At 61.8% G+C, this 24,032-nt stretch carries 19 protein-coding genes and 1 pseudogene; 17 read left to right on the forward strand and 3 right to left on the reverse strand.

Annotated elements, in window-relative coordinates:
* The first annotated feature begins 30 nt into the window (after positions 1-30).
* The 13 genes from NCT03_RS01635 to NCT03_RS01695 all read left to right on the forward strand — a co-directional run bounded on the left by NCT03_RS01635 (position 31) and on the right by NCT03_RS01695 (position 15,710).
* A complete protein-coding gene (locus tag NCT03_RS01635) occupies positions 31-723 on the forward strand; it encodes a ubiquinone biosynthesis accessory factor UbiJ (RefSeq protein WP_250491761.1) in 693 nt (230 codons plus the stop codon).
* Positions 724-744: 21 nt separating this feature from the next.
* Positions 745-2,322: a ubiquinone biosynthesis regulatory protein kinase UbiB gene (gene ubiB, locus NCT03_RS01640; protein WP_250491762.1), complete on the forward strand. Its 1,578-nt coding sequence runs from the start codon at positions 745-747 to the stop codon at positions 2,320-2,322.
* Complete coding sequence (locus NCT03_RS01645) at positions 2,319-2,927, forward strand: methyltransferase domain-containing protein (RefSeq protein WP_250491763.1); 609 nt, start codon at positions 2,319-2,321, stop codon at positions 2,925-2,927. Before ubiB ends, NCT03_RS01645 begins: the two co-directional genes overlap by 4 nt.
* A gap of 134 nt (positions 2,928-3,061) precedes the next feature.
* Complete coding sequence (locus NCT03_RS01650; RefSeq protein ID WP_250491764.1) at positions 3,062-3,451, forward strand: FmdB family zinc ribbon protein; 390 nt, start codon at positions 3,062-3,064, stop codon at positions 3,449-3,451.
* Between the two features lie 153 nt (positions 3,452-3,604).
* On the forward strand, positions 3,605-4,267 hold the full coding sequence (locus tag NCT03_RS01655; protein WP_244826964.1) for a DUF502 domain-containing protein: 663 nt from the start codon (positions 3,605-3,607) through the stop codon (positions 4,265-4,267).
* 98 nt (positions 4,268-4,365) lie between these two features.
* A complete protein-coding gene (gene aspS / locus NCT03_RS01660; protein WP_250491765.1) occupies positions 4,366-6,168 on the forward strand; it encodes an aspartate--tRNA ligase in 1,803 nt (600 codons plus the stop codon).
* 110 nt (positions 6,169-6,278) lie between these two features.
* The gene (gene nudB / locus NCT03_RS01665; protein WP_250491766.1) at positions 6,279-6,755 is read left to right on the forward strand and encodes a dihydroneopterin triphosphate diphosphatase; all 477 of its coding nucleotides are present in this window, start codon (positions 6,279-6,281) and stop codon (positions 6,753-6,755) included.
* On the forward strand, positions 6,755-8,032 hold the full coding sequence (locus tag NCT03_RS01670; protein ID WP_244827956.1) for a phospholipase D-like domain-containing protein: 1,278 nt from the start codon (positions 6,755-6,757) through the stop codon (positions 8,030-8,032). Before nudB ends, NCT03_RS01670 begins: the two co-directional genes overlap by 1 nt.
* Before the next feature lie 293 nt (positions 8,033-8,325).
* Entirely contained in the window at positions 8,326-9,003 is a 678-nt protein-coding gene (locus NCT03_RS01675; RefSeq protein WP_244826967.1) for a TetR/AcrR family transcriptional regulator, read from the forward strand.
* Between the two features lie 69 nt (positions 9,004-9,072).
* Complete coding sequence (locus NCT03_RS01680) at positions 9,073-10,860, forward strand: acyl-CoA dehydrogenase C-terminal domain-containing protein (RefSeq protein WP_250491767.1); 1,788 nt, start codon at positions 9,073-9,075, stop codon at positions 10,858-10,860.
* A 372-nt stretch (positions 10,861-11,232) separates the two neighbouring features.
* Positions 11,233-13,662 (forward strand): 3-hydroxyacyl-CoA dehydrogenase/enoyl-CoA hydratase family protein, encoded by a 2,430-nt coding sequence (locus tag NCT03_RS01685; protein ID WP_250491768.1) that lies wholly within the window; start codon positions 11,233-11,235, stop codon positions 13,660-13,662.
* Between the two features lie 27 nt (positions 13,663-13,689).
* Positions 13,690-14,889 carry an acetyl-CoA C-acyltransferase gene (locus NCT03_RS01690; RefSeq protein ID WP_250462971.1) on the forward strand — a complete coding sequence of 400 codons (1,200 nt, stop codon included), beginning with the start codon at positions 13,690-13,692 and terminating at the stop codon, positions 14,887-14,889.
* Positions 14,890-14,945: 56 nt separating this feature from the next.
* On the forward strand, positions 14,946-15,710 hold the full coding sequence (locus tag NCT03_RS01695; protein ID WP_250491769.1) for an enoyl-CoA hydratase: 765 nt from the start codon (positions 14,946-14,948) through the stop codon (positions 15,708-15,710).
* 27 nt (positions 15,711-15,737) lie between these two features.
* Here NCT03_RS01695 and fdhD read toward each other — a convergent pair whose 3' ends face one another.
* Positions 15,738-16,565: a formate dehydrogenase accessory sulfurtransferase FdhD gene (gene fdhD / locus NCT03_RS01700; RefSeq protein ID WP_250491770.1), complete on the reverse strand. Its 828-nt coding sequence runs from the start codon at positions 16,563-16,565 to the stop codon at positions 15,738-15,740.
* 203 nt (positions 16,566-16,768) lie between these two features.
* On the opposite strand from fdhD, the gene NCT03_RS01705 reads away from it, so the two are divergent.
* On the forward strand, positions 16,769-17,248 hold the full coding sequence (locus NCT03_RS01705) for a nitrate reductase associated protein (RefSeq protein WP_244826973.1): 480 nt from the start codon (positions 16,769-16,771) through the stop codon (positions 17,246-17,248).
* A 15-nt stretch (positions 17,249-17,263) separates the two neighbouring features.
* Here NCT03_RS01705 and NCT03_RS01710 read toward each other — a convergent pair whose 3' ends face one another.
* The gene (locus NCT03_RS01710; protein ID WP_244826974.1) at positions 17,264-17,659 is read right to left on the reverse strand and encodes an acyl-CoA thioesterase; all 396 of its coding nucleotides are present in this window, start codon (positions 17,657-17,659) and stop codon (positions 17,264-17,266) included.
* A 215-nt stretch (positions 17,660-17,874) separates the two neighbouring features.
* On the opposite strand from NCT03_RS01710, the gene NCT03_RS01715 reads away from it, so the two are divergent.
* Positions 17,875-19,758 carry an ABCB family ABC transporter ATP-binding protein/permease gene (locus NCT03_RS01715; protein WP_250462979.1) on the forward strand — a complete coding sequence of 628 codons (1,884 nt, stop codon included), beginning with the start codon at positions 17,875-17,877 and terminating at the stop codon, positions 19,756-19,758.
* Positions 19,759-19,781: 23 nt separating this feature from the next.
* Here the strand turns inward: NCT03_RS01715 and NCT03_RS01720 are convergent.
* A pseudogene (locus NCT03_RS01720) lies at positions 19,782-21,196 on the reverse strand (MFS transporter).
* Positions 21,197-21,568: 372 nt separating this feature from the next.
* Here NCT03_RS01720 and NCT03_RS01725 point away from each other — a divergent pair.
* Positions 21,569-22,540, forward strand: a complete 972-nt coding sequence (locus NCT03_RS01725; RefSeq protein ID WP_250491771.1) for a LysR family transcriptional regulator — start codon at positions 21,569-21,571, stop codon at positions 22,538-22,540.
* Positions 22,541-22,649: 109 nt separating this feature from the next.
* A complete protein-coding gene (locus tag NCT03_RS01730) occupies positions 22,650-23,963 on the forward strand; it encodes a Glu/Leu/Phe/Val family dehydrogenase (RefSeq protein ID WP_244826979.1) in 1,314 nt (437 codons plus the stop codon).
* Positions 23,964-24,032: the final 69 nt, after the last annotated feature.

Below are 24,032 nucleotides of genomic sequence, written 5' to 3' on the forward strand. Positions count from 1 at the left end.
GCTGGCGCGGGTTTTTTCATCTCAGAGCCGATGACGAACGCAGACGAATCCGCCCGTTTTGCAGTAAATCCTGCCTTCAAGACCGCATCCGGCGCCTTCTCGGCCGTGGTGAACCATCTGCTCGTGCGCGAGCCGTGGGCGCTCGAACGCGTCAAGCCTTACGCCGGCAAGTGCGTCAAGCTGACTTGCGGACCTGTTCCCATCGCGCTCGTGGTGCAACCGGGCGGTCTCTTTGCCGCGACGAGCGAAGGTGAAGCCGGGCGTTTCGATGTCACCATCGCGGTTCCGCTCGACGCGTTGCCCGCGTTCCTGCAAGGCGGCCAGGCGGCCGTGATGAAGCACGTTCGAATCGAAGGCGATGCCGAATTCGCCACGACGCTCGCCAAACTCGCCGAAAACTTGCGCTGGGACCCGGAAGAGGATCTGGCGCGCGTCATCGGCGACGCGCCCGCGCATCGCGTGGGGCGAATCGCGCGGACGGTTCAGGAGCAGGCGCAACGCACCGGCCGCAATCTGCTGGATACGGTCGCCGAATATCTGCTCGACGAACGTCCGCAACTCATACGCAAAAGCGCGCTCGACGGTTTCAACGCCGAGGTTTCCGCGACGCGCGACGCCCTGGCGCGCCTCGAAAAGCGCATCGAAAGACTGGAAAGACGACAACCGGAACGCGGCGCCTCAGCGCGGCCCGGTGGCGAGTCCGTGCGCGACTCGCGCGAATAACGAGCTGAAGCGAAACCGAATATGCGTTTTCTGCGTTTCCTCAAAATATTCTTCACGATTGTCCGCTTCGGGCTCGACGAGCTGGTGATGAGCGGCATCAACGATCGTCGCGTGCGCTATCTCATGCGCATCACGACGTTCGGCCGCAAATTCGAAGTGGCGCGTGGCATCCGGCTGCGCCTCGCACTGGAAAGTCTCGGCCCGATCTTCGTCAAGTTCGGTCAGGTGTTGTCGACGCGGCGCGATCTGCTGCCCGTCGATATCGCGGATGAACTCGCCAAGCTGCAGGATCAGGTTCCGCCCTTCGATTCGGCCGTGGCAATGGAGATCATCGAAAAATCGCTGGGCGCGCCTATCGACGTGTTGTTCGACGATTTCGAGCGCGTGCCGGTGGCGTCGGCTTCCATCGCGCAAGTGCATTTCGCGAAAATCAAGCACGGCGAGCACGCGGGCAAGTCGGTCGCCGTGAAGGTGTTGCGCCCCGGCATGCTGCCGGTGATCGATTCGGATCTCGGCTTGCTGCGCGATGCCGCGACGTGGGCCGAACGCCTGTGGCCGGACGGACGGCGGCTGAAGCCGCGCGAAGTCGTCGCCGAATTCGACAAGTATCTGCACGACGAACTCGACCTCATGCGCGAAGCCGCCAACGGCAGTCAGTTGCGGCGCAATTTCGCGGGGCTCGATCTGCTGCTCGTGCCGGAAATGTACTGGGATTTGTCCGCGCCCACGGTGCTCGTGATGGAGCGCATGGTCGGCGTGCCGATCAGCCAGGTTGAAACGCTGCGCGCGGCGGGCGTCGATATTCCGAAGCTGGCGCGCGAAGGCGTGGAGATTTTCTTCACGCAAGTGTTCCGCGATGGCTTCTTTCACGCCGACATGCACCCCGGCAATATCCAGGTGAGTCTTGATCCGGCAACCTTCGGGCGCTATATCGCGCTGGACTTCGGCATCGTCGGGGCGCTGTCGGACTTCGACAAGAACTATCTCGCGCAGAACTTTCTGGCGTTCTTCAAGCGCGACTATCATCGCGTCGCCACGCTGCATCTGGAATCCGGCTGGGTGCCACCGAGCACGCGCGTCGAGGAACTGGAAAGCGCGATCCGCGCCGTGTGCGAGCCGTACTTCGATCGCGCGCTCAAGGATATTTCCCTCGGTCAGGTGTTGATGCGGCTTTTCTCGACGTCGCGTCGTTTCAACGTCGAGATTCAGCCGCAACTCGTGCTCTTGCAGAAGACGATGCTGAACGTCGAAGGCCTGGGTCGTTCGCTCGATCCTGAACTCGATCTCTGGAAGACCGCGAAGCCGTATCTCGAACGCTGGATGAACGAACAGATCGGCTGGCGCGGCTGGTACGAACGTCTGCAGTTAGAAGCGCCGCAATGGAGCAAGACTATTCCGCAGTTGCCGCGCCTGATTCATCACCTTCTGGCCGAGCATCACGACGCGCCCAAAGGCAGCAGCGACGAAACCATGCGCCTCTTGCTAGCGGAGCAAAAGCGCACGAACCGCTTGCTGATTACGCTGCTCGCGGTCGGACTCGTTGCCATGGCGGGTGCGGGCGTGGTTATCGCCCAGTTGTGGCTGGGGCACGGCGGATGAGCGATCCCAACGTCCCAACTTTCGATCATCGCGATCCCAATTCGCCTGATTTCTGGGACGAACGCTTCGACCGGCGTTTCATGCCGTGGGATCAGGCGGGCGTTCAGGAGGCGTTCAAGGCGTTTGCGGCGTCGCGCGCTCTGCACAATGTGCTGATTCCCGGTTGCGGCAGCGCGTATGAAGCGCTTTATCTGGCCGAGCGAAGCTGGACGGTGCGCGCGATCGACTTCTCGCCGGTCGCCGTCGCAACGGCACGCGCGCAACTGGGCGCGTATGGGAAAAACGTCGAAGAGGCGGATTTCTTCGCGTATCAGCCGCCGTTTTCGCCCGCGTGGATCTACGAGCGCGCGTTTCTTTGCGCGCTGCCGAAAAACCGCTGGGCCGATTACGCGCAGCGCATGGCCGATTTGCTCGAACCCGGCGCGCTGCTCGCGGGCTTCTATTTCCTCGGCGCGACGCCGAAAGGTCCGCCGTTCGGCATCGAACGCGATGAACTTCACGCGCTTCTTACGCCGCACTTCGAACTCGTCGACGAGCGGGAAGTTCGAGACTCCATTCCCGTATTTGCCGGACGCGAACGCTGGATGACCTGGCGGCGCGCTTGAAATTCGGCATCGACGCCTCCATTTAGCGGCAGGAAGTCGTAGCCGGAAGCCCCCGAAAATCGCGGGTCAAAATCCGTTTGCGGCTATAATTCAAGGCTTTGCAAGCGTCGACAGATCATTGTAGGGATAGCACCATGCCGATTTACGCGTACCGCTGCGCCTCCTGCGGCCACGAAAAAGACGTGCTTCAGAAAATGAGCGACGCACCGCTCACGCAATGTCCCGCTTGCGGACAGGCCACGTTTTCGAAACAGGTCACTGCCGCCGGATTCCAGTTGAAGGGTTCGGGCTGGTATGTCACCGATTTTCGCGGCGGCAATAACGGCGGCAAGGCCAAGGACGCGGCGGCGCCCGCCAAATCGGAGAACGGCTCTTCGGATGCGCCCGCGGCTTCGTCGGAAGCTGGCAGTTCAGGCAATGCAAACGCTTCGAATGACGCCGGCGCGAAGGCGTCGTCCTCGGAAGCGTCGAAGCCCGCAAGCAGTACGCCTTCTTCCGGCACATCCACGTCGGGCGCGGCCTGAGCGGCTGAACGCAAGAGCGCGGCCATTGCGCGATATGCATGCCGTCCGGCATCTCCGGGCGAATATCGCTGTCGCGCTCGTCGATTCGGGCATCCGCCAGCCGTTTCGAACTGAAACGGTGCAACCTTCGGCTAAGACCTTAGCGACTACAACGTGACGACAAAAAAGACTACGCTGAAATCCGTGTTTCTGACTGGCCTGCTCGTGCTGGTGCCTTTGGCCATCACGCTGTGGGTGCTCGGCCTCGTCATCGGAACCATGGATCAGACGCTGCTCCTGTTGCCCGAATCATGGCAGCCCGAGCGCATCTTCGGTTTCCATTTGCCTGGACTGGGCGCGGTACTGACCATCGCGTTCATTTTTATCGTCGGCTTGCTGACGCAGAACTTCATCGGGCAGAAACTCGTATTGTGGTGGGACGCCATCGTGCGCCACATTCCGGTGGTCGGCCCGCTGTACACGAGCGTGAAGCAAGTGTCGGACACGCTGCTTTCGTCGAGCGGCAATGCGTTTCGCAAGGCGTTGCTCATCGAATATCCGCGCAAGGGCTCCTACACCATCGGGTTCCTGACGGGCATTCCGGGTGGCGACGTCCTGAATCATCTGGAGGGCGATCACGTGAGCGTCTATGTGCCGACCACGCCGAATCCGACCTCCGGCTTTTTTCTGATGATGCCGAAAAGCGAAGTCGTCGAACTGGATATGACCGTCGACGCCGCACTGAAGTACATCGTCTCGATGGGCGTGGTAGCCCCGGCGCCGAGCGCACCGATCCCGGTCGCGCCTGCCCGCCGCCCCACCGAGCCGCCGATGTAATGCCGGCACGCGCGCCAAACGTGAGTCAGTCAGTCAATCAAGAACATGACCACAGCGCGCGAGCCGTTGATCAACGAACAACGAAAGACACAAACATCATGTCGATGCGATCTGAATACTGCGGTCTGGTGACCGAGGCCCTGCTGGGCCAAACCGTTTCGCTGTGTGGCTGGGTGCATCGCCGCCGCGATCACGGCGGCGTTATCTTCATCGACTTGCGCGATCGCGAAGGGCTCGTTCAGGTCGTCTGCGACCCGGACCGCGCCGATATGTTCAAGGTGGCCGAAGGCGTGCGCAACGAGTTCTGTGTGCGCGTTCAGGGCGTGGTACGCAACCGTCCGGAAGGCACGATCAATACCAATCTGACGAGCGGCAAGATCGAAGTGCTGTGCCACGAGCTGACCGTGCTGAACGCATCGGTCACGCCGCCGTTCCAGCTCGACGACGACAACCTCTCCGAAACCACGCGCCTCACGCATCGCGTGCTCGACCTGCGTCGTCCGCAGATGCAGAAGAACCTGCGTTTGCGTTATCGCGTGGCGATCGAAGTGCGCAAGTATCTCGACGCACAAGGTTTCATCGACATCGAAACGCCGATGTTGACCAAGAGCACGCCCGAAGGCGCGCGCGATTACCTGGTGCCGTCGCGCGTGAACGCGGGCCAGTTCTTCGCGCTGCCGCAATCGCCGCAATTGTTCAAGCAATTGCTGATGGTCGCGAACTTCGACCGTTACTACCAGATCACCAAGTGTTTCCGCGACGAAGACCTGCGCGCCGACCGTCAGCCGGAATTCACGCAGATCGACTGTGAAACCTCGTTCCTGACGGAACAGGAAATTCGCGATCTGTTCGAGAACATGATCCGCCACGTCTTCAAGGAGACGATGGACGTCGCGTTGCCCGAGAAATTCCCGGTCATGCTGTACTCGGAAGCCATGCGTCGTTTCGGCTCCGACAAGCCCGACCTGCGCGTAAAGCTGGAATTCGCGGATCTCACCGACGCGGTGAAGGACGTCGACTTCAAGGTGTTCAGCATGCCCGCCAACTCGAAAGACGGCCGCGTGGCCGCCTTGCGCGTGCCGAAGGGCAGCGAACTTTCGCGTGGCGATATCGACGGCTACACGGAATTCGTGCGTATCTACGGCGCGAAGGGTCTTGCGTGGATCAAGGTCAACGACAAGGCGCGTGGTCGTGACGGCCTGCAGAGCCCGATCGTCAAGAACCTGCATGACGCAGCGCTCGCAGCCATTCTCGAGCGTACCGGCGCGCAAGACGGCGACATCGTTTTCTTCGCGGCGGATCGCGCGAAGGTCGTGAACGACAGCCTCGGCGCGCTGCGCCTGAAGATCGGTCATTCGGAATTCGGCAAGTCCACGGGTCTGCTGGAAACAGGCTGGAAGCCGCTGTGGGTGATCGACTTCCCGATGTTCGAATACGACGAAGGCGAGAACCGTTACGTGGCCGCGCATCATCCGTTCACGAGCCCGAAGGACGAGCATCTCGAATATCTCGAAACCGATCCGGGCCGCTGTCTCGCGAAGGCGTACGACATGGTTCTGAACGGCTGGGAAATCGGCGGCGGTTCCGTGCGGATCTTCCAGGAAGACGTGCAGAGCAAGGTGTTCCGCGCGCTCAAGATCGGCGCTGAAGAAGCGCGCCTGAAGTTCGGCTTCCTGCTCGACGCGTTGCAGTACGGCGCGCCGCCGCATGGTGGCATTGCGTTCGGTCTGGATCGTATCGTCACGCTGATGTCCGGCGCCGATTCCATCCGCGACGTAATTGCGTTCCCGAAGACGCAGCGCGCGCAGGACTTGCTCACGCAAGCGCCGAGCGAAGTGGACGAGCGCCAGTTGCGCGAGTTGCATATTCGCTTGCGTCAGCCGGAGCAGAAGGCGCAGTAACGCACGTTCGCTGCAGCACGATGAAGAAGGCGCCAAGTGCGCCTTTTTCCGTTTTTGCGTTACAGTCATTCGCCATAGAGGCACACAATGAAACGCGCGCATAAACCGTCATGCTCAAGCCGCCGAAAATCCCTGAATCCGTACTCGTCGTCATTCACACGCCAATGCTCGACGTGCTCATCATCGAACGCGCGGATCACGAGGGCTTCTGGCAGTCCGTGACGGGTTCGAAGGACCGTATCGACGAGCCGCTTGCCGAGACCGCCGCGCGCGAAGTGCAAGAGGAAACGGGGATCGTGATCGGCAGTCCGCTCGTGCCGGAGAACGCGTTGCTCGACTGGAATCACAGCATTCAGTACGAGATCTATCCGCGGTGGCGGCATCGCTATGCCGAAGGCGTCACGCACAATATCGAACACCAGTTCAGCCTGCTCGTGCCGCACTGTCTCGAAGTGACACTCGCGCCGCGCGAACACACTTCACACTTGTGGCTGCCTCTGCGCGAAGCCGCGGATCGCTGCTTCTCGTGGTCGAACCGCGAAGCCATTCTGCAATTGCCCGAGCGCCTCGCGGCGCATAGCCGGTGATGGACATTCGCCCGCGACGCAAATTCAAGCGGCTGCGCGAGGCGCTCTTCTCGGGCCGTCGGCCGTCGCGCCTGTGCTTCACGTCGGGCAATCACGTTCGTATCTTCAAGTGCGGCGTGCAGTTCTTCCCGGCGTTGATAGAGCGCATCGACAATGCGCGCACGTCGGTGTCGCTGGAAACGTATATCTTCGCCAACGACGACATCGGCCGCGCCGTCTCCGATGCGCTCGTGCGCGCGGCCCAACGCGGCGTGACGGTGCGCGTGATCACCGATGGCATAGGCACCGACAGCAAACTGCCGATGTTCACGCTCTGGAAGGAAAGCGGCGTCGAGCATCGCATTTACAATCCGCATCTTTTGTTCGGGCCGCAAGGATGGTCGCGCACGCATCGCAAGCTCGCGATCGTCGACGAGACCTACGCGTTTTGCGGCGGCATCAATATCGTCGACGATTACGATCAGAACGGCACGCGCCTCGAACAACCACGCTGGGACTTCGCGATGGAAGCGCAAGGTCCGGTAGTGAAGGACGTAGGCGAAGCGATCGATTTGCAATGGCAACGTATTCGTCTTGGCGTGAAACCGCGTCAGCCGCGCCAGCCGGGATGCGAGCCCGAGCCGCAGCAAAGCCGCTGGAGCGCGCGCCGTTCGATGCGCGCGCGCAAACGCGCCCAGCTCGGCGAAATCCACGCGGTCGATCAGCCGTGCGTCGCTTTCGTCGCGCGCGATAATTTGTTGAACCGGCGAGCTATCGAGAAGGCGTATCTGCGTGCCATCTCGCATGCGGAAAGCGAAGTGCTGCTCGCGAATCCTTACTTCATGCCTGGACGCAAACTGCGGCGTGCGCTCGTGTATGCGGCACGGCGCGGCGTGCGCGTTTCACTGCTGATTGGCCGCAAGGAATTTGTGGCGCTCGACTACGCCACGCCGTTTCTCTATGGCAACCTGCTCAAGCACGGCGTGCGTATCGCCGAATATGAGAAAACCATGCTTCACGGCAAGGTCGCCGTCGTGGATTCCGACTGGGCAACCATCGGCTCCTCCAATTTAGACGCGCTCAGTCTCGTCTTGAACAACGAGGCCAACATGGTGCTCGTGAATCACCCGGAAATCGCCGGTTTGCACGACGCCATCCTCAACGCCTTCGACGAAGGCCGTCCTATCGACCAGAAGCATTACGCCGCGCGCCCCGTCACCGAGCGCATGCTGAGCTGGTTTGCCTACAACACGTATCGTCTGATGATGAAAGTCATCACGATCGGTCAATACGACTGATCACTACGATTTCGGCTCCCGATTCGTGTAGATTGCTGCTGACCAGCAGCAAATTGTTCCTTCATGCACCGCAACATGACCGGTTCAGAAAATGGGAACTCGGGCAGTCACTAGCATGCAGCTATCAATTAAAAAGGGACAATCGAGCGGCTAATGTTGAGACTTATCCTATTGACGTTGGCGGCGGGTTAGAAACGGTTTTCTAATAATTTTCTTGTTTCATTGGCGACTGGCCATAATAATAGAACGGCCGTTCGTTTTAAATCGGGTCACGAGAGGACGGTAGAGACATCATGCGAAAAGGCGAACAGACGCGGGCCGCGATTCTCGACGCAGCGCTTGAATTGGCGAGCCGGGACGGGCTGGAAGGGCTAACCATCGGGTTGCTGGCCGAGCGGATGCAAATGAGCAAGAGCGGAGTGTTTGCGCATTTCGGATCGCGCGAAGATTTGCAGGTGGAAGTGGTACGCGAGTATCACCGCCGCTTCGAGGACGAAGTGTTCTTCCCGAGCCTGCGAGAGCCGCGCGGATTGCCGAGGCTGCGCGCCATGATGGATCGCTGGATGGAAAAGCGTATCCAGGAGGTGACCACGGGCTGCATCTATATCAGCGGCGCGGTGGAGTACGACGACCGCGCGGCGAGCGCCGTGCGAGAGCAACTGGTAAGCAGCGTGACGACCTGGCGAGAGGCGCTCTTGCGCGCGATTCGCCAGTCGAAGGACGAGGGGCATTTGAAGCCGGATACCGATCCGCAACTGATGCTCTTCGAGTTGTACAGTTTCACGCTCGGCCTGCATCACGACGCGCGCTTCCTTCACTTGCCGGAAGCCGTGCAACTGACGCGGGATGCGCTGGAAAAAACGATCGATTCGTATCAGTCGCCGGAATCGACCGCGCGCGTGCACAGCAGTATCGCGGCAAGCGTGGGCGCCACGGCGACTTTAGCTTCACCACAACCCGATAGCCGTTAGCGGCGCCGCACGAATCGCACAACGATTTGGCGGCGCCTGACGAGAAGCCCAAAGAAACTGGAGAGACTCATGGGACAGTACGCCGCCCCGTTGCGCGACATGCAGTTCGTGCTGCACGAATTGCTCGATGTCGAAGCAGAACTGAAGAACATGCCGAAGCACGCCGATCTCGACGCGGACACCATCAATCAGGTGCTCGAAGAAGCCGGCAAGTTCTGCGCCGAAGTCGTCTTTCCGCTCAACCAGAGTGGCGACCGCGAGGGCTGCACGTATGAAGGCGATGGCGTCGTGCGCACGCCCGCCGGTTTCAAGGAGGCGTATCGCCAGTATGTCGAGGCGGGCTGGCCCGCGCTCGGCTGCGATCCCGAGTTTGGCGGACAGGGCTTGCCCGCGTTCGTAAACAACGCGCTCTACGAAATGCTCAACTCCGCGAATCAGGCCTGGACGATGTACCCCGGCCTCTCGCATGGCGCGTATGAATGTCTGCACGCGCATGGCACGCCGGAGCAAAAGAGCACGTATCTGTCGAAGCTCGTTTCGGGCGAATGGACCGGAACGATGTGTCTGACCGAGCCGCATTGCGGCACCGACCTCGGCATTCTGCGCACGAAGGCCGAGCCGAATGGCGACGGTTCCTTTGCGCTCACCGGCACGAAGATCTTCATTTCGAGCGGCGAGCACGACATGGCGGAGAACATCGTCCATCTCGTGTTGGCGCGTCTGCCTGGCGCACCTGCCGGCACCAAGGGCATTTCGCTTTTCATCGTGCCGAAGTTCGTGCCGGACGCGAACGGCGCACTGGGCGAACGCAATGGCGTCAAGTGCGGTTCGATCGAACACAAGATGGGCATCCACGGCAACGCCACCTGCGTGATCAATCTCGATGGCGCGAAGGGCTGGCTCGTCGGCGAAGAGAGCAAGGGCTTGAACGCCATGTTCGTGATGATGAACGCGGCACGCCTGGGTGTCGGCATGCAGGGTCTTGGTCTCACCGAAGTCGCGTATCAGAACTCGCTCGTCTATGCAAAAGAGCGCTTGCAGATGCGCTCGCTCACCGGTCCGAAGGCGCCGGAGAAGCCGGCCGATCCGATCATCGTGCATCCGGACGTGCGGCGCATGCTGCTCACGCAAAAAGCTTATGCCGAAGCGGGGCGCGCGTTTGCTTATTGGGCGGCGCTCAATATCGACAAGGAACTTTCGCACGCGGATGAAGCGGCGCGTTGCGAGGCGGCGGATTTCGTCGCGTTGCTCACGCCCGTCATCAAGGCGTTTCTCACCGATAACGCGTTCGAAGGCACGAACATGGCCATGCAGATTTACGGCGGTCATGGCTTCATCTCCGAATGGGGCATGGAGCAGTACGTGCGCGATGCACGCATCAACATGATCTACGAAGGCACGAATTCCATTCAGGCGCTCGATCTGCTCGGCCGCAAGATTCTCGGCGACATGGGCGCGAAGTTGAAGCGCTTCGGCAAGCTGGTCGCGGATTTCGTCGAGGAAGAGGGCGTTAAGCCGGAGATGCAGGAGTTCATCAATCCGCTCGCGGATATTGGCGACAAGGTGCAGAAGCTCACCATGGAGATCGGCATGAAAGCCATGCAGAATCCCGATGAAGTGGGCGCGGCTGCGGTGCCGTATCTGCGTACGGTCGGGCATTTGGTGTTTTCTTATTTTTGGGCGCGGATGGCTCGAGTCGCGCTCGATAACGCTTCTTCTGACGATGCTTTTTATAAGGCCAAGCTCGCTACTGCGCGGTTTTACTTCGCCAAGCTGCTGCCCGAGACAGCCTCTACTATTCGTGCTGCTCGCGCGGGGGCCAAGCCTATGATGGATTACGACGAGGCTTTGTTTTGATTTGTTTTAAGGGAGCCTGTGCTGCTTTCGTGCGGTTACATGCAGTAGCCGCCTCCCCGGCGGAGGGGTAACTTTCTTTGCAGCAGCAAAGAAAGTCACCAAAGAAAGCAGCTTCTGAACCCGCTTCTGAAGCACAACTGGTTCCCCGCTATTCACCACAAACCCTTTGAGCGCTCCAAATGTCCAACGCCTCAGGTTCATCTCAGGGCGAGCCCGCCTTCTGAAGAACAACCGGTTTCCCGCTATTTATCACAGGCCCATTGAGCACTTCCAATGACTAACGTGTTTTGTTCATTAGTTTTGGCGCTCATTGGGTAGCGCGCAGCCATTCGATACAAGTCGCGCACAACCCCTTTTTTTGGAGGCTTATTCGTGGGCACTCTCAACATTCGCAAAGTCGCCGTGCTCGGCGCCGGCGTAATGGGCGCGCAAATCGCCGCGCATCTGATCAACGCTCGCGTACCCGTGCTGCTATTCGATCTGCCAGCCAAGGAAGATCCCAAGAACGGCATCGCGCTCAAAGCCATCGACAATCTCAAGAAGCTCTCGCCCGCGCCGCTCGGTATCAAGGACGACGCGAACTTCATCGAGCCGGCTAACTACGAAGACGATATCGCCAAACTCGCCGAGTGCGATCTCGTCATCGAAGCCATCGCCGAACGCATGGACTGGAAGCACGATCTCTACAAGAAGGTCTCGCCGCACATCGCGCCGCATGCCATCTTCGCAAGCAATACGTCCGGCCTCTCGATCACGGAACTGTCGAACGGCTTTTCGGATGAACTCAAGGCGCGCTTCTGCGGCGTGCATTTCTTCAATCCGCCGCGCTACATGCATCTGGTCGAACTCATTCCGACCGCAACCACGCAACCGCATATCCTCGATCAACTCGAAACGTTCCTGACGAGCGTGGTCGGCAAGGGCGTGGTGCGCGCGAAAGACACGCCGAACTTCATCGCGAATCGTGTCGGCGTGTTCTCGATTCTCGCCGTGATCGCCGAAGCGGAAAAGTTCGGTCTGCGCTTCGATCAGGTCGATGACCTCACGGGTTCGCGTCTCGGTCGCGCCAAGTCCGCCACCTTCCGCACCGCGGATGTCGTCGGTCTCGACACGATGGCGCATGTCATCAAGACGATGCAGGACAACCTGCCGGACGATCCCTTTCTGCCCATCTACGCCACGCCGCCCGTGCTCGCGAAACTGGTGGAAAGCGGCGCACTCGGCCAGAAGACGGGCGCCGGTTTCTATCGCAAGGAAGGGCGCGCGATCAAGGTGCTCGATCCGAAGACCGCGCAATACGTCGATGGCGGCGCGAAGGCCGATGAACTCGTCGGCCGCATTCTGAAGCGTCCGCCCGCCGAGCGCTTCAAGCTGCTGCGCGAGACGGACAATCCGCAGGCACAGTTCCTCTGGGCCATTTTCCGTGACGTGTTCCACTACATCGCGGTGCATCTCGAATCGATCGCGGATAACGCGCGCGACGTCGATCTCGCCATTCGCTGGGGCTTCGGCTGGAATCAAGGGCCGTTCGAAAGCTGGCAAGCCGCGGGCTGGCAGCAGATCGCGAAGTGGGTGCAGGAAGATATCGATGCAGGCAGGGCGCTCTCGAAAGCGCCGCTGCCCGCGTGGGTGCTCGACGGTCCCGTCGCGGAAAAAGGCGGCGTGCATACGAGCGAGGGTTCGTGGTCGCCGCGGGAACGCCGCTTCGTGCCGCGCTCGAGCTTGTCCGTGTACGAGAAGCAAGTATTTCGCGCGCCGCTCGTCGGCGAGACCGGCGCCGATCCCAAGACCTTCGGCAAGACGCTCTTCGAAACCGAAAGCGTGCGCGCCTGGCTCGATGACGAGCAAAGCGATGTCGTCATCGTGTCGTTCAAGACGAAGCTGAACACCATTGGCCCGGGCGTGATCGACGGTCTCACGCAAGCCATCGAACTCGCCGAGAAAGCGTATCGCGGCGTGGTGATCTGGCAGCCGACTTCGCTTGCGCTCGGCGCGCCGGGCGGTCCGTTCTCGGCGGGGGCAAATCTCGAGGAAGCCATGCCCGCGTTCATGATGGGCGGCGCGAAGGGCATCGACCCGTTCGTGAAGAAGTTCCAGCAAGGCATGTTGCGCGTGAAGTACGCGAATGTGCCGGTCATCGCGGCCGTGTCGGGCATCGCGCTTGGCGGCGGTTGCGAGTTGCTGCTGCATTCGGCCAAGCGCGTGGCGCACGTCGAAAGCTATATCGGTCTCGTCGAAGTAGGCGTGGGTCTCGTGCCTGCGGGCGGTGGCCTGAAGGAAGCCGCGTTGCGCGCCGCCGATGCCGCGAACGCCGTCAACGCAACGACCGATCTGCTCAAGTTCCTGCAGAAGTCGTTCGAGAACGCCGCGATGGCGAAGGTTTCCACCTCCGCTTTCGATGCCCGCGCGATGGGTTATCTCAAGCCCACGGACACCATCGTCTTCAACGTGCACGAGTTGCTCGACATCGCGAAGAAGGAAGCGCGCGCGCTTGCCGATACCGGCTACCGTCCGCCCTTGCGTGTGAGACAGGTGCCGGTGGCGGGCCGCTCGGCGATTTCGACCATCAAGGCGTCGCTCGTCAACATGCGCGATGGCCGCTTCATCAGCGAGCACGACTATCTGATCGCGAGCCGCATAGCGGAAGCCATGTGCGGCGGCGATGTCGAAGCCGGCAGTCTCGTCGATGAAGAATGGCTGCTCGCGCTCGAACGCCGCGCGTTCGTCGAGTTGCTCGGCACGCAGAAAACGCAGGAACGGATCATGGGCATGCTGCAGACCGGCAAGCCGGTTCGCAACTGAACACGCGACCTATTGGAGCTGCAAATAATGAGCAAGCAATTGCAAGACGCATACATTGTCGCCGCGAGCCGCACGCCTATCGGCAAGGCGCCGCGCGGCGTGTTCAAGAACACGCGCCCGGATGAACTGCTGGTCCACGCCATCCGCTCGGCTGTGGCGCAAGTGCCCGGACTCGACACGAGCGTGATCGAAGACGCGATCGTCGGCTGCGCCATTCCCGAAGCCGAGCAAGGGCTGAACGTCGCGCGCATGGGCGCCTTGCTCGCGGGTCTGCCGAACACGGTCGGCGGCGTGACGGTGAACCGCTTCTGCGCATCGGGTCTGACGGCGCTCGCGATGGCCGCGGACCGCATCCGCGTGGGCGAATCCGACGCGATGATCGCAGGCGGCTGCGAGTCCATGAGCATGGTGCCGATGATGGGCAACAAGCCGTCGCTGTCGCCGCATATCTTCGATCGCAATGAGGACGTCGGCATTGCGTACGGCATGGGGCTGACCGCCGAGCGCGTGGCCGAGCGCTGGAAGGTGACCCGCGAGGCGCAGGACGCGTTCGCGGCGGAGTCGCATCGGCGTGCGTTGGCGGCGCAAAAGGCGGGCGAATTCGCCGATGAAATCGCGGCTTACACGCTCAACGAACGCTTCCCCGATCTCGCTTCGGGCGAAGTGCGCGTGAATGCCCGCGAGATCGCGCTCGACGAAGGTCCGCGCGCCGATACGAGCGTCGAAGGTCTCGCGAAGCTGCGCGCGGTGTTCGCGAACAAGGGCTCGGTGACGGCGGGCAACAGTTCGCAAACTTCCGATGGCGCGGGCGCGTTGATCGTCGTGTCGGAGAAAGTGTTGAAGCAATTCAACCTCACGCCGCTCGCGCGCTTCGTGAGCTTTGCAGTGCGCGGCGTGCCGCCGGAGATCATGGGCATCGGGCCGAAGGAAGCGATTCCCGCTGCATTGAAGGCCGCCGGTCTCAAGCAGGATGACATCGACTGGATCGAACTCAACGAGGCATTCGCGGCGCAGTCGCTCGCGGTGATTCAGGACCTCGGGCTCGATCCTTCGAAGGTCAATCCGCTCGGCGGCGCGATTGCGCTCGGGCATCCGCTCGGCGCGACCGGCGCGATTCGCGCGGCGACCGTCGTACATGGCCTGCGCCGCCGCAATCTGAAGTACGGCATGGTGACGATGTGCGTCGGCACCGGAATGGGCGCTGCGGGCATCATCGAGCGGCTGTGATGACGTGGTCCGCCAGCGCGTCGAGCGTTGGCGGACCATACGACAGGAGACGGAAGATGGAGATTCTCATCGAACGCGCGGATGGCGTGCTCTGCATCGTGCTGAATCGCCCCGAGAAGAAGAACGCGATCACGGCTGCGATGTATCAGGAGATGGCCGACGGTCTTTACGAAGCCGAGAAAGATCCTTCCGTGCGCGCCGTGCTGATTCGCGGCAACGGCGGCGCTTTTAGCGCGGGCAACGACCTCGAAGACTTTCTCAACGATCCGCCCAAAGACCAGGACGCGCCCGTGTTTCAATTCCTGCGCCGCCTGAGCGCGATGCCGAAGCCGGTGGTTGCGGCGGTATCGGGTGTGGCGGTAGGTATCGGCACGACGATGCTTCTGCATTGCGATCTCGTCTACGCGGCCGAGGGCGCGAAGTTCTCGCTGCCCTTCGTGCAGCTCGGCTTGTGTCCGGAAGCGGCATCGAGTCTATTGTTGCCGCGTATCGCCGGATACCAGCGTGCGGCGGAAAAGCTGCTGCTCGGCGAAGCATTCGATGTCAAGGAAGCCACCGAAATGGGCTTTGTCAACGGCGTGCTCGCTGCCACCGAACTCGATGCCTACGCGTTTGGCAAGGCGAGGAAGCTGGCCGCGTTGCCGGCGTCGTCGCTGCGCACCACCAAGTCCTTGCTGAAGGGCGCACAGGCGGCGGAAGTCACCGCGCGCATGGGCGAGGAAGCGGGGCACTTTGCGCGCATGCTCGCCGCGCCGGAAGCGCGTGAGGCGTTTCAGGCGTTCTTCGAGAAACGCAAACCGAACTTCAGCGCGTTCGAATAAAGCCTGCGCAAAACGCCTGAAGCGCGTTCAATCCGCGTCGTACTCGACGAAGCTGTTTTCGCGCGCGAAGCTGACGAGCCTCAGGCTCGCTTTCTTCGCGATGGCGATGGCAAGTGAAGTCGGCGCGGAGATAGTCGCGATCATCGGCACGCCGACGCGCGCCGACTTGCGCACGAGTTCGTAGCTTGCGCGGCTCGACAGAAACACGAAGCCTTGCGTCGTGTCCACACGCTGCAGCACGAGATGGCCGATGAGTTTGTCGAGCGCGTTATGGCGGCCGACATCCTCGAACGCGTGCAGCACCGCGCCTGTTTCGTCGCACCATGCAGCGGCGTGCAGGCCGCCGGTGAGCTTCGTCAGCCGCTGATGCGCGGGCAGATCGCGCGCGGCGCGTTCGATGGCATCGGGCGCGAGCTTCGCGAGAAAGCCGGTATCCGGCACGGCTTCGGGCTGCAAATCCAGCAAGTCGATACTCTCGATCCCGCACACGCCGCACCCCGTGCGGCCCGCCAATGCGCGCCGCTTGTCCTTCAGCGAAACGAACGCCTGCTGCACGACTTGCAAGTGCACTTCGGCATGAGGCAGCGCGTCTGCTTCATCGCGGTAATAGACTTCTATGTCGTGAATGTCGCTGCCCCGCTCGACAATACCTTCCGTCAGCGAGAAGCCCACCGCGAAGGCTTCGAGATCGCGCGGCGTGCACATCATGACCGCGTGCGAAATGCCGTTGTAGACGAGCGCAACGGGCCATTCCTGGCCCACGTTATCCGTGACGATCGCGCTCTCGCCCTTGCGATGCCTGCGCACGTTGCGTTCGACATAGCCGGGTTGATCGTCGGTATCGAGTCGACTCACTTGCTGCTCCTTCTTTACCGCATGGCCGCCGCGTTCAAGTAAAGTGTGGGTATGACGCTTGCTGCCATGTCATGCTGTCCGCGTTTTCTAATGCGCGCGTCAGCGGTTCATTTGCAACGGTTCCAGCCAGATTCAGAGCCCTACAATAACTTAAGCGGGCGATGCGCGCCGCGCGCGCCCCTCAATCCAACGAGGCTAACGTCATGGGACTTTACGACGCCGCTCGTCTCTTCGGCTTCGAGGTTGAATCCTCGGACAACTTGCGTTTCATTCCGCTTGCCGTGCGCTTCAATCTGGATCGCTTTGGCATGCGTATCGCGCTCGAGGAATGGCAACAGCTTCCGTATGAAGATCGCGCGTTGCTTGCACGCTTTCCCGTGGAAGACGATGCGGAACTCGAAAAGAACTTCGATCTCGCGCTCGAAGAGATGCTGAAAACACATGCCAATGCCACGCCGGAACAAATCGAGCGCGACACCGATCCCGTCTGGGCACATGCCGATGCCGTGCCTGAATCCGTGATTCGTCAGAGCAGTCTAGCTGGTGTGAGCGCGCCAAGCTTGTCGCGCTGGGGCAAGCTCGATCGCTTCCAGCGTTACGCGCTAGCCAAGCTCTCGCGCAACGCAGACAAACTCAACCACGACTTCTTGCCGGCCATGCGCGAATTCGGCCTGACCGAATAGACGTCTGCGAAAAGGTCAATCGAGCGCGGGCAACACGCGCGGGCGACGGTCGCGATCCGTGGCGACATAGGTCAGTGTCGCCTCCGTCACCTTGACCACTTCTTCCGCGAGACTCATGCGCTGCGCATAGACCTCGACGGATATCGTCACCGACGTGTTGCCCGTCTTGACGATGTCCGCGTAGAAGCTCAGCAGATCGCCGACGAATACCGGATGCTTGAACAGAAACGAGTTCACGGCGACGGTCGCCACGCGTCCGTTCGCACGCCGGCTCGCGGGAATGGAACCCGCGATATCCACCTGCGCCATGATCCAGCCGCCGAAGACATCGCCGTGCACGTTGGCGTCGGCGGGCTGCGGAACGACACGCAGGGCGACCGGCTTTTGGGGAAGACTGGATTCTTGGGGCATGGAAAGGGTCCGGTGTTGCGTCGCAGCGGCCATGAGCGGGGCCTTGAACCTTCTGCGACAATGCATATGTATAGATGACTCGCGAGCAGCAAGCCAGCGAGTCTCGCGAATTGTACCGGGATAGCACGCGTAGATCGCGCTCCCGCAAGAACCCCCAAGCGTCTGAAACGCCGCCCCCGCGCAACGTGCCCGAAGGCGCCCGAAAAATACGACTCATGCGCCGCATCCCCACGAGAGAGACGGACGCGCCTGCCAAGGGCTCGCGCCGCGACTGGCAGACGATCCGCTCGCTGTTGCCTTACCTCGCCACGTACAAGGTGCGCGTGGCGTTCGCGCTTGCGTGTCTCATCGGTGCGAAGGTGACGAACCTCGGCGTGCCTATCGTGATGAAGCATATCGTCGATAGCCTCTCGTCCGTGCAGCATCTCACTGCACTCGGCCGCGCGCAGGACGCGCCGGGGCTCGTGCTGATTAGCGGAATCGGGTTGCTGGTAATCGCTTATGCGCTCGTGCGGCTGTCGACCTCGATCTTCACCGAACTGCGCGAACTGCTCTTTGCGAAGGTCACGGAGAGCGCGGTGCGCCAGCTTGCGCTCAAGGTGTTTCGACATCTGCACGCGCTGTCGCTGCGCTTTCATCTGGAGCGGCAAACGGGCGGCATGTCGCGCGATATCGAACGCGGCACGCGCGGCATTCAGCAACTCGTGTCGTATTCGCTCTACAGCATTCTGCCGACGCTCGTCGAAGTGGGGCTCGTGCTCACCTTCTTCGCGACGAAGTACGAAGCGTATTACGCCATCGTCACGTTCATCGCGTTAGTGACGTATATCGTGTTCACTGTGAAGGTGACGGAATGGCGAACGCATTTTCGCCGCACGATGAACGATCTCGACTCGAAGGCGAACGCCCGCGCGATAGATTCCCTGCTCAACTACGAGACGGTGAAGTACTTCGGCAACGAAGAGTGGGAAGCGCGCCGCTACGACGAGAACCTGCAGCGCTATAGAACGGCGGCGATCCAGTCGCAGCGTTCCTTGTCGATGCTCAACTTCGGGCAGCAGACGATCATCGGCACGGGGCTCGTGTTCATTCTCTGGCGCGCGACACAGGGCGTCATGGCCGGACGGCTCACGCTCGGCGACCTCGTGCTCATCAACACCTTCATGCTGCAGTTGTATATTCCGCTGAACTTTCTCGGCGTGGTGTACAGGGAACTGAAGCAGGCTTTGACCGATACCGACCGCATGTTCACGCTGCTCGGCGCGGGCCGCGAAGTGCCGGACGCGCCCGATGCGCGGCCGCTTGCGGTGAAGGGCGCGGCGGTGCGCTTCGAGAACGTGAACTTTGCCTACGAGGCGGCGCGGCCCATCCTGCATGGCATCGACTTCGCCATTCCCGCTGGCACGACGACGGCGGTGGTGGGTCATAGCGGCTCCGGTAAATCGACGCTGGGACGGCTGCTGTTTCGCTTCTACGATCTCGACCGCGCGGCGGGCGGCCGCATTCTGATCGATGGTCAGGACATTCGCGACGTGACACAGGATTCGTTGCGCGCGGCAATTGGAATCGTGCCGCAAGACACCGTGCTTTTCAACGACTCGATCTACTACAACATTGCTTACGGAAAGCCCACTGCATCGCGCGACGAAGTGATCGCGGCGGCGCGCGCGGCGCATATCCATGACTTCATCGAAACGCTGCCCGCGGGTTACGACACGCCGGTCGGAGAACGCGGCCTCAAGTTGTCGGGCGGCGAGAAGCAGCGCGTGGCCATCGCGCGCACGCTGTTGAAAAATCCGCCGATCCTCATCTTCGACGAAGCCACTTCCGCGCTCGATTCGAAGTCGGAGCGCGCAATCCAGCATGAACTCGATAACATCGCTCGCGAGCGGACCACGCTCATCATCGCGCACCGGCTTTCGACGGTGGTGCATGCGCAGCAGATCATCGTGATGGATCACGGGCGCATCGTGGAGCGCGGCACGCACGCGGAACTGCTGCGTGCGGGTGGTCTCTTCGCGCAGATGTGGGCGCTTCAGCAGCAGCGCGGCAGCGATGATGTCGCCGCGATGGGGCAGCGGGATACGGCGGGGGTTTGATCGCCCTCGCCTCGGAATGCGCGCTACTCCATCGCATGCGCGCCGTTCATCGCCATGCCTTCGGCCCCGAGCGCCGCCGTCGATGACCAACGCAGCCACTGCGCGCGCAGCACGAACAGCGCACCGAACGCGCACGTAGCGATCACGCCGAAAGTCGCGAAGCCCATCTGATAGCTGCCGGTGCTTTCCTTCGCAATGCCCATCACCACCGGCAGATAGAATCCGCCGATACCGCCCGCCGCGCCTACGATCCCCGACAGCAAGCCCGTCTTGCCCTTCCAGCGATGCGGCACGAGCTGAAACGTCGAGCCGTTGCCAAGCCCGAACGCGATATACAGGCAAATCAGCAATGCCAGACCGCCGGCGACAGGCGGCATCCAGATGGCGAAGGCAAAGTCGCCCACGGCGATCACGGCAAGCAGCACGAGCAGCGCACGCACACCGGTTACGCGATCCGCGACATAGCCGCCAAAGGGCCGCACGATCGCGCCGAGAAACGCGAGCAGCGACATGAAAAGCCCGGCTTCGAGCTTGGGCATCTGATAGAGCGAAGTAAGCAGCAGCGTCACATACGACGACATGCCGACGAAGCCGCCGAACGTGATGCTGTAGATGAGCATGATGACCCACGTATCGCGCTCGCGCAGCACGGTGCGATACCGGCCCGGCAACACCGCGATGGCGATGATCGCGCCTATCACCGGCAGCAGCAACACGCCTGTGCGTCCTGCACCGAAGATGCCGCCGCTCACCGCCAGCACCAGCACGATGAGGCTCACGAGCGTCACCGCGAAACTCGACAGCGCGCGGTCACCGCGAAACTCGACAGCGCGCGCCCTGTGCTGCCGCTTTTCTCGCCGAGATCCGATGCCCACGCGTATAGCGCGATGGCGGTCAGCGCGAGCAACGGCAGCGCTGCGGCGGTGGCGAGCTGCCAGCCGAACGCATCGGCGAGATGCGGGAACAGGAAGCCGTCGAGCACCGCGCCGATGTTGCCCGCAGCCGCGAGACCCAGCACCAGCCCCTGGACCTTCGGCGGATAATTGCTGCCGGCCATCGGCAACGCGACGGCGAAGCTCGCGCCGCCCATGCCGAGGAATACGCCGAGCACGAGCAAGAGCGCATACGACGGCGCGCCGGGCAACAACGGCAGCACGATCGACGGAATCGACGAGAGCACCACGCCCATCAGCGCGACGCGACGGCCATCGGTCGATTGATAGAGGTTGCCGAGCGTCACGCGCAGAATCGCCGCCGCGAGCACCGGCACCGCGACGAGAAAGCCCTGCTGCGCCGCTGTCATCGCGATGTCCCGGCCGATGAACGGCGCGAGCGGTCCATACAGCACCCAGACGGTGAAGCCCGTATCGAAGTACAGGAAACAGGCGAGCAGCGAGCGCCAGTTGCCGCTCTTGAGCGATGCGATCAGATTGGACATTGCGAATTCCAGATGTAGGCGTGTGGCGAAGTGCTTCTGCCTGGTTGACCGATCACAGGCAGCGCAGAGGCGAGCAATCGGCTTGAGCGAGATCAGGAAAATTTGCAAGCACCATGCCAAAGAAATGTGTGCGCAATCGGCTGGCTGCGCGACGCCGTTATCGGCGAGGCTTGAGGGCATGTGCCGCTTACGCTTGCGAGCCGCTTGCCCGCCTTATGTCCACGCGACGAGGCGCGCGCTGCGGCACCGCGTTCGTGCGCGAGCCGCATGGGTATGGTGCGTCGCGCTTGCGTGAGGTTCATGGGGCGTGCAGGGCGCATCCCTATAAAATGCTTTCTTCGCCGCATAGCGCGCGCAAGGCGCTCATCCACGATGGAACTCAAATGGCTCGAAGACTTCGTCTCGCTCGCGGAGACGCGCAGCTTTAGCCGCTCGGCAGAACTTCGGCATATCACGCAGCCCGCGTTTTCGCGGCGCATCCAGGCGCTCGAAGCGTGGCTCGGCACCGAGCTCATCGACCGTTCGGTGTATCCGACGCGTCTGACGCAAGCCGGTCAGGTCTTCTACGAGCAAGCGCTCGCCATGCTTTCGCAGTTTCACGAAGCCCGCATGCTGCTGCGCGGTCAAGGCGGCGTGCCCGCGGCGACCATCGAGTTCGCGGTGCCGCACACGTTGTCGCTGACTTATTTCCCGCGCTGGCTCGAACACGTCGAAGCGCGGCTTGGGCGCATCCGTACACGCTTGCGCGCGCTCAACGTGCACGACGCGGTGCTGTCGCTCGTCGAAGGCGGCTGCGATCTCGTGATGGGCTATCACCATCCGAGTCATCCCGTCGCACTCGATCCCGCGCGTTACGACATGCTCACGCTCGGTAGCGAACCGATCAGTCCATTCTCCGCGCCCAACAAGGGCGGACGCGCGCGCTACACGCTGCCCGCAAGCGCGGATGCACCCGCGCCGTATCTGTCCTACACGCAGAACGCGTATCTCGGCCGCATGACGGAGGTGATCATCGCGACGGCGCCCACGCGCCTCTATCTCGACAAGGTCTACGAGACCGACATGGCCGAAGGCCTCAAGGCAATGGCGCTTGCCGGTCACGGTGTCGCGTTCCTGCCGCACAGCGCGGTCGAAGACGCAGTGGAAGAAGGCAAGCTGATCCGGCTCGACAGGGGAACACGCGGCACGAACGCCGGTCAGTTCACACTAACGATGGAGATCCGCCTCTACCGCGACAAACTGGCCGCTCAAGGAGAGGAACCGCGTCAGGCGTTGATCCGCGCGCTATGGGATGCAGTAGGCGAAGAAGTGCTCGATGCATCGGCGCAAAAGCCCGGTGGATAAGCGTTTGCTACGTTATGCAAGAAACGCATGATCGAATGAGCATACGGCATTGGCATTGCGCACGCTGTTTTTCGACAATGGGCGCATTCCTTCACCGCTGGAGCATCAATTGTCCTCTTCGAAGCACTCGCTGCAAGCGCCGGACGCCAAACACGCGATCCCGTCGTACCTCCATGCCGACGATCTCGGCCCCTGGGGCAACTACTTGCAGCAGGTCGATCGCGTCGCACCGTATCTCGGTTCTCTCTCCCGTTGGCTTGAAACCCTCAAGCGCCCGAAGCGCATTCTCATAGTCGATTGCCCGATCGAACTCGACAACGGCACCGTCGCGCATTTCGAAGGCTATCGCGTGCAGCACAACACGTCGCGCGGTCCCGGCAAGGGCGGCGTGCGTTATCACCAGGACGTGACGCTTTCCGAAGTGATGGCTTTGTCCGCGTGGATGTCGGTAAAGAACGCGGCAGTGAACGTGCCGTACGGCGGCGCGAAAGGCGGTATTCGCGTCGATCCGCGCATGCTATCGCGTGGCGAGCTCGAACGTCTGACGCGCCGGTACACGAGCGAGATCGGCATCATCATCGGGCCGAACACGGACATTCCCGCGCCGGACGTGAACACGAACGAGCAGATCATGGCTTGGATGATGGACACGTACTCCATGAACCAGGGGCAAACGGCTACGGGCGTCGTGACCGGCAAGCCGATCGCGCTTGGCGGCTCGCTCGGCCGCAAGGAAGCGACAGGGCGCGGCGTGTTCGTCGTCGGCTCGGAAGCGGCGCGTCGCATGGGGCTTGAGATCGAAGGCGCGCGTATCGCGGTGCAGGGTTTCGGCAACGTCGGCGGAATCGCGGCGCGGCTGTTCCAGGAAGCGGGCGCGCGGGTCATCGCGGTGCAGGATCACACGGGCACGCTGTACAACTCGAAGGGTATCGACACGCTCGCGCTCGCCGAGCACGTCGCGCAGAACGGCGGCGTTGGCGGCTTTGCTGGCGCCGATCCGGTATCGGCGGACGAGTTCTGGACCATCGAGACCGACATCCTCATTCCGGCCGCGCTGGAAGGCCAGATCACCGAGAAGAACGCACCGAAGATCAGAACGAAGATCGTCGTGGAAGGCGCGAACGGCCCGACCACGACGGCCGCCGACGACATCCTCCACGACAAGGGCGTGCTCGTGATCCCCGACGTGGTGGCGAATGCGGGCGGTGTGACGGTGTCGTATTTCGAATGGGTGCAGGACTTCTCCAGCTTCTTCTGGACCGAGGACGAGATCAACCAGCGGCTCGAACGTGTCATGCGTGAAGCGTTTGCGGCGGTTTGGCAAGTGGCGAGCGAGCATAAGGTTTCGGTGCGCACGGCGGCGTTCATCGTGGCCTGTACGCGCATTCTCATGGCGCGTGAAATGCGCGGCCTGTATCCCTGATCGCATGGCCACGCGCTCGTGTCGGATGTGGCATGAGGCAAGCGGCTCGCATGACGCGTGCCGCATGAA

The organism is Caballeronia sp. GAWG1-1, from assembly GCF_023631465.1.
Taxonomy (GTDB): Bacteria; Pseudomonadota; Gammaproteobacteria; order Burkholderiales; family Burkholderiaceae; genus Caballeronia.

Excerpts from the sequence above, each read along its gene's own strand:
- NCT03_RS01670 (WP_244827956.1), top strand. The coding sequence starts at position 6,755 with ATGGACATTCGCCCGCGACGCAAATTCAAGCGGCTGCGCGAGGCGCTC.
- nudB (WP_250491766.1), top strand. The coding sequence starts at position 6,279 with ATGCTCAAGCCGCCGAAAATCCCTGAATCCGTACTCGTCGTCATTCAC.
- aspS (WP_250491765.1), top strand. The coding sequence starts at position 4,366 with ATGTCGATGCGATCTGAATACTGCGGTCTGGTGACCGAGGCCCTGCTG.
- NCT03_RS01675 (WP_244826967.1), top strand. The coding sequence starts at position 8,326 with ATGCGAAAAGGCGAACAGACGCGGGCCGCGATTCTCGACGCAGCGCTT.
- NCT03_RS01725 (WP_250491771.1), top strand. The coding sequence starts at position 21,569 with ATGGAACTCAAATGGCTCGAAGACTTCGTCTCGCTCGCGGAGACGCGC.
- NCT03_RS01710 (WP_244826974.1), bottom strand. The coding sequence starts at position 17,659 with ATGCCCCAAGAATCCAGTCTTCCCCAAAAGCCGGTCGCCCTGCGTGTC.
- NCT03_RS01645 (WP_250491763.1), top strand. The coding sequence starts at position 2,319 with ATGAGCGATCCCAACGTCCCAACTTTCGATCATCGCGATCCCAATTCG.
- NCT03_RS01650 (WP_250491764.1), top strand. The coding sequence starts at position 3,062 with ATGCCGATTTACGCGTACCGCTGCGCCTCCTGCGGCCACGAAAAAGAC.
- ubiB (WP_250491762.1), top strand. The coding sequence starts at position 745 with ATGCGTTTTCTGCGTTTCCTCAAAATATTCTTCACGATTGTCCGCTTC.
- NCT03_RS01690 (WP_250462971.1), top strand. The coding sequence starts at position 13,690 with ATGAGCAAGCAATTGCAAGACGCATACATTGTCGCCGCGAGCCGCACG.
- NCT03_RS01715 (WP_250462979.1), top strand. The coding sequence starts at position 17,875 with ATGCGCCGCATCCCCACGAGAGAGACGGACGCGCCTGCCAAGGGCTCG.
- NCT03_RS01695 (WP_250491769.1), top strand. The coding sequence starts at position 14,946 with ATGGAGATTCTCATCGAACGCGCGGATGGCGTGCTCTGCATCGTGCTG.
- NCT03_RS01680 (WP_250491767.1), top strand. The coding sequence starts at position 9,073 with ATGGGACAGTACGCCGCCCCGTTGCGCGACATGCAGTTCGTGCTGCAC.
- NCT03_RS01635 (WP_250491761.1), top strand. The coding sequence starts at position 31 with ATGACGAACGCAGACGAATCCGCCCGTTTTGCAGTAAATCCTGCCTTC.
- NCT03_RS01705 (WP_244826973.1), top strand. The coding sequence starts at position 16,769 with ATGGGACTTTACGACGCCGCTCGTCTCTTCGGCTTCGAGGTTGAATCC.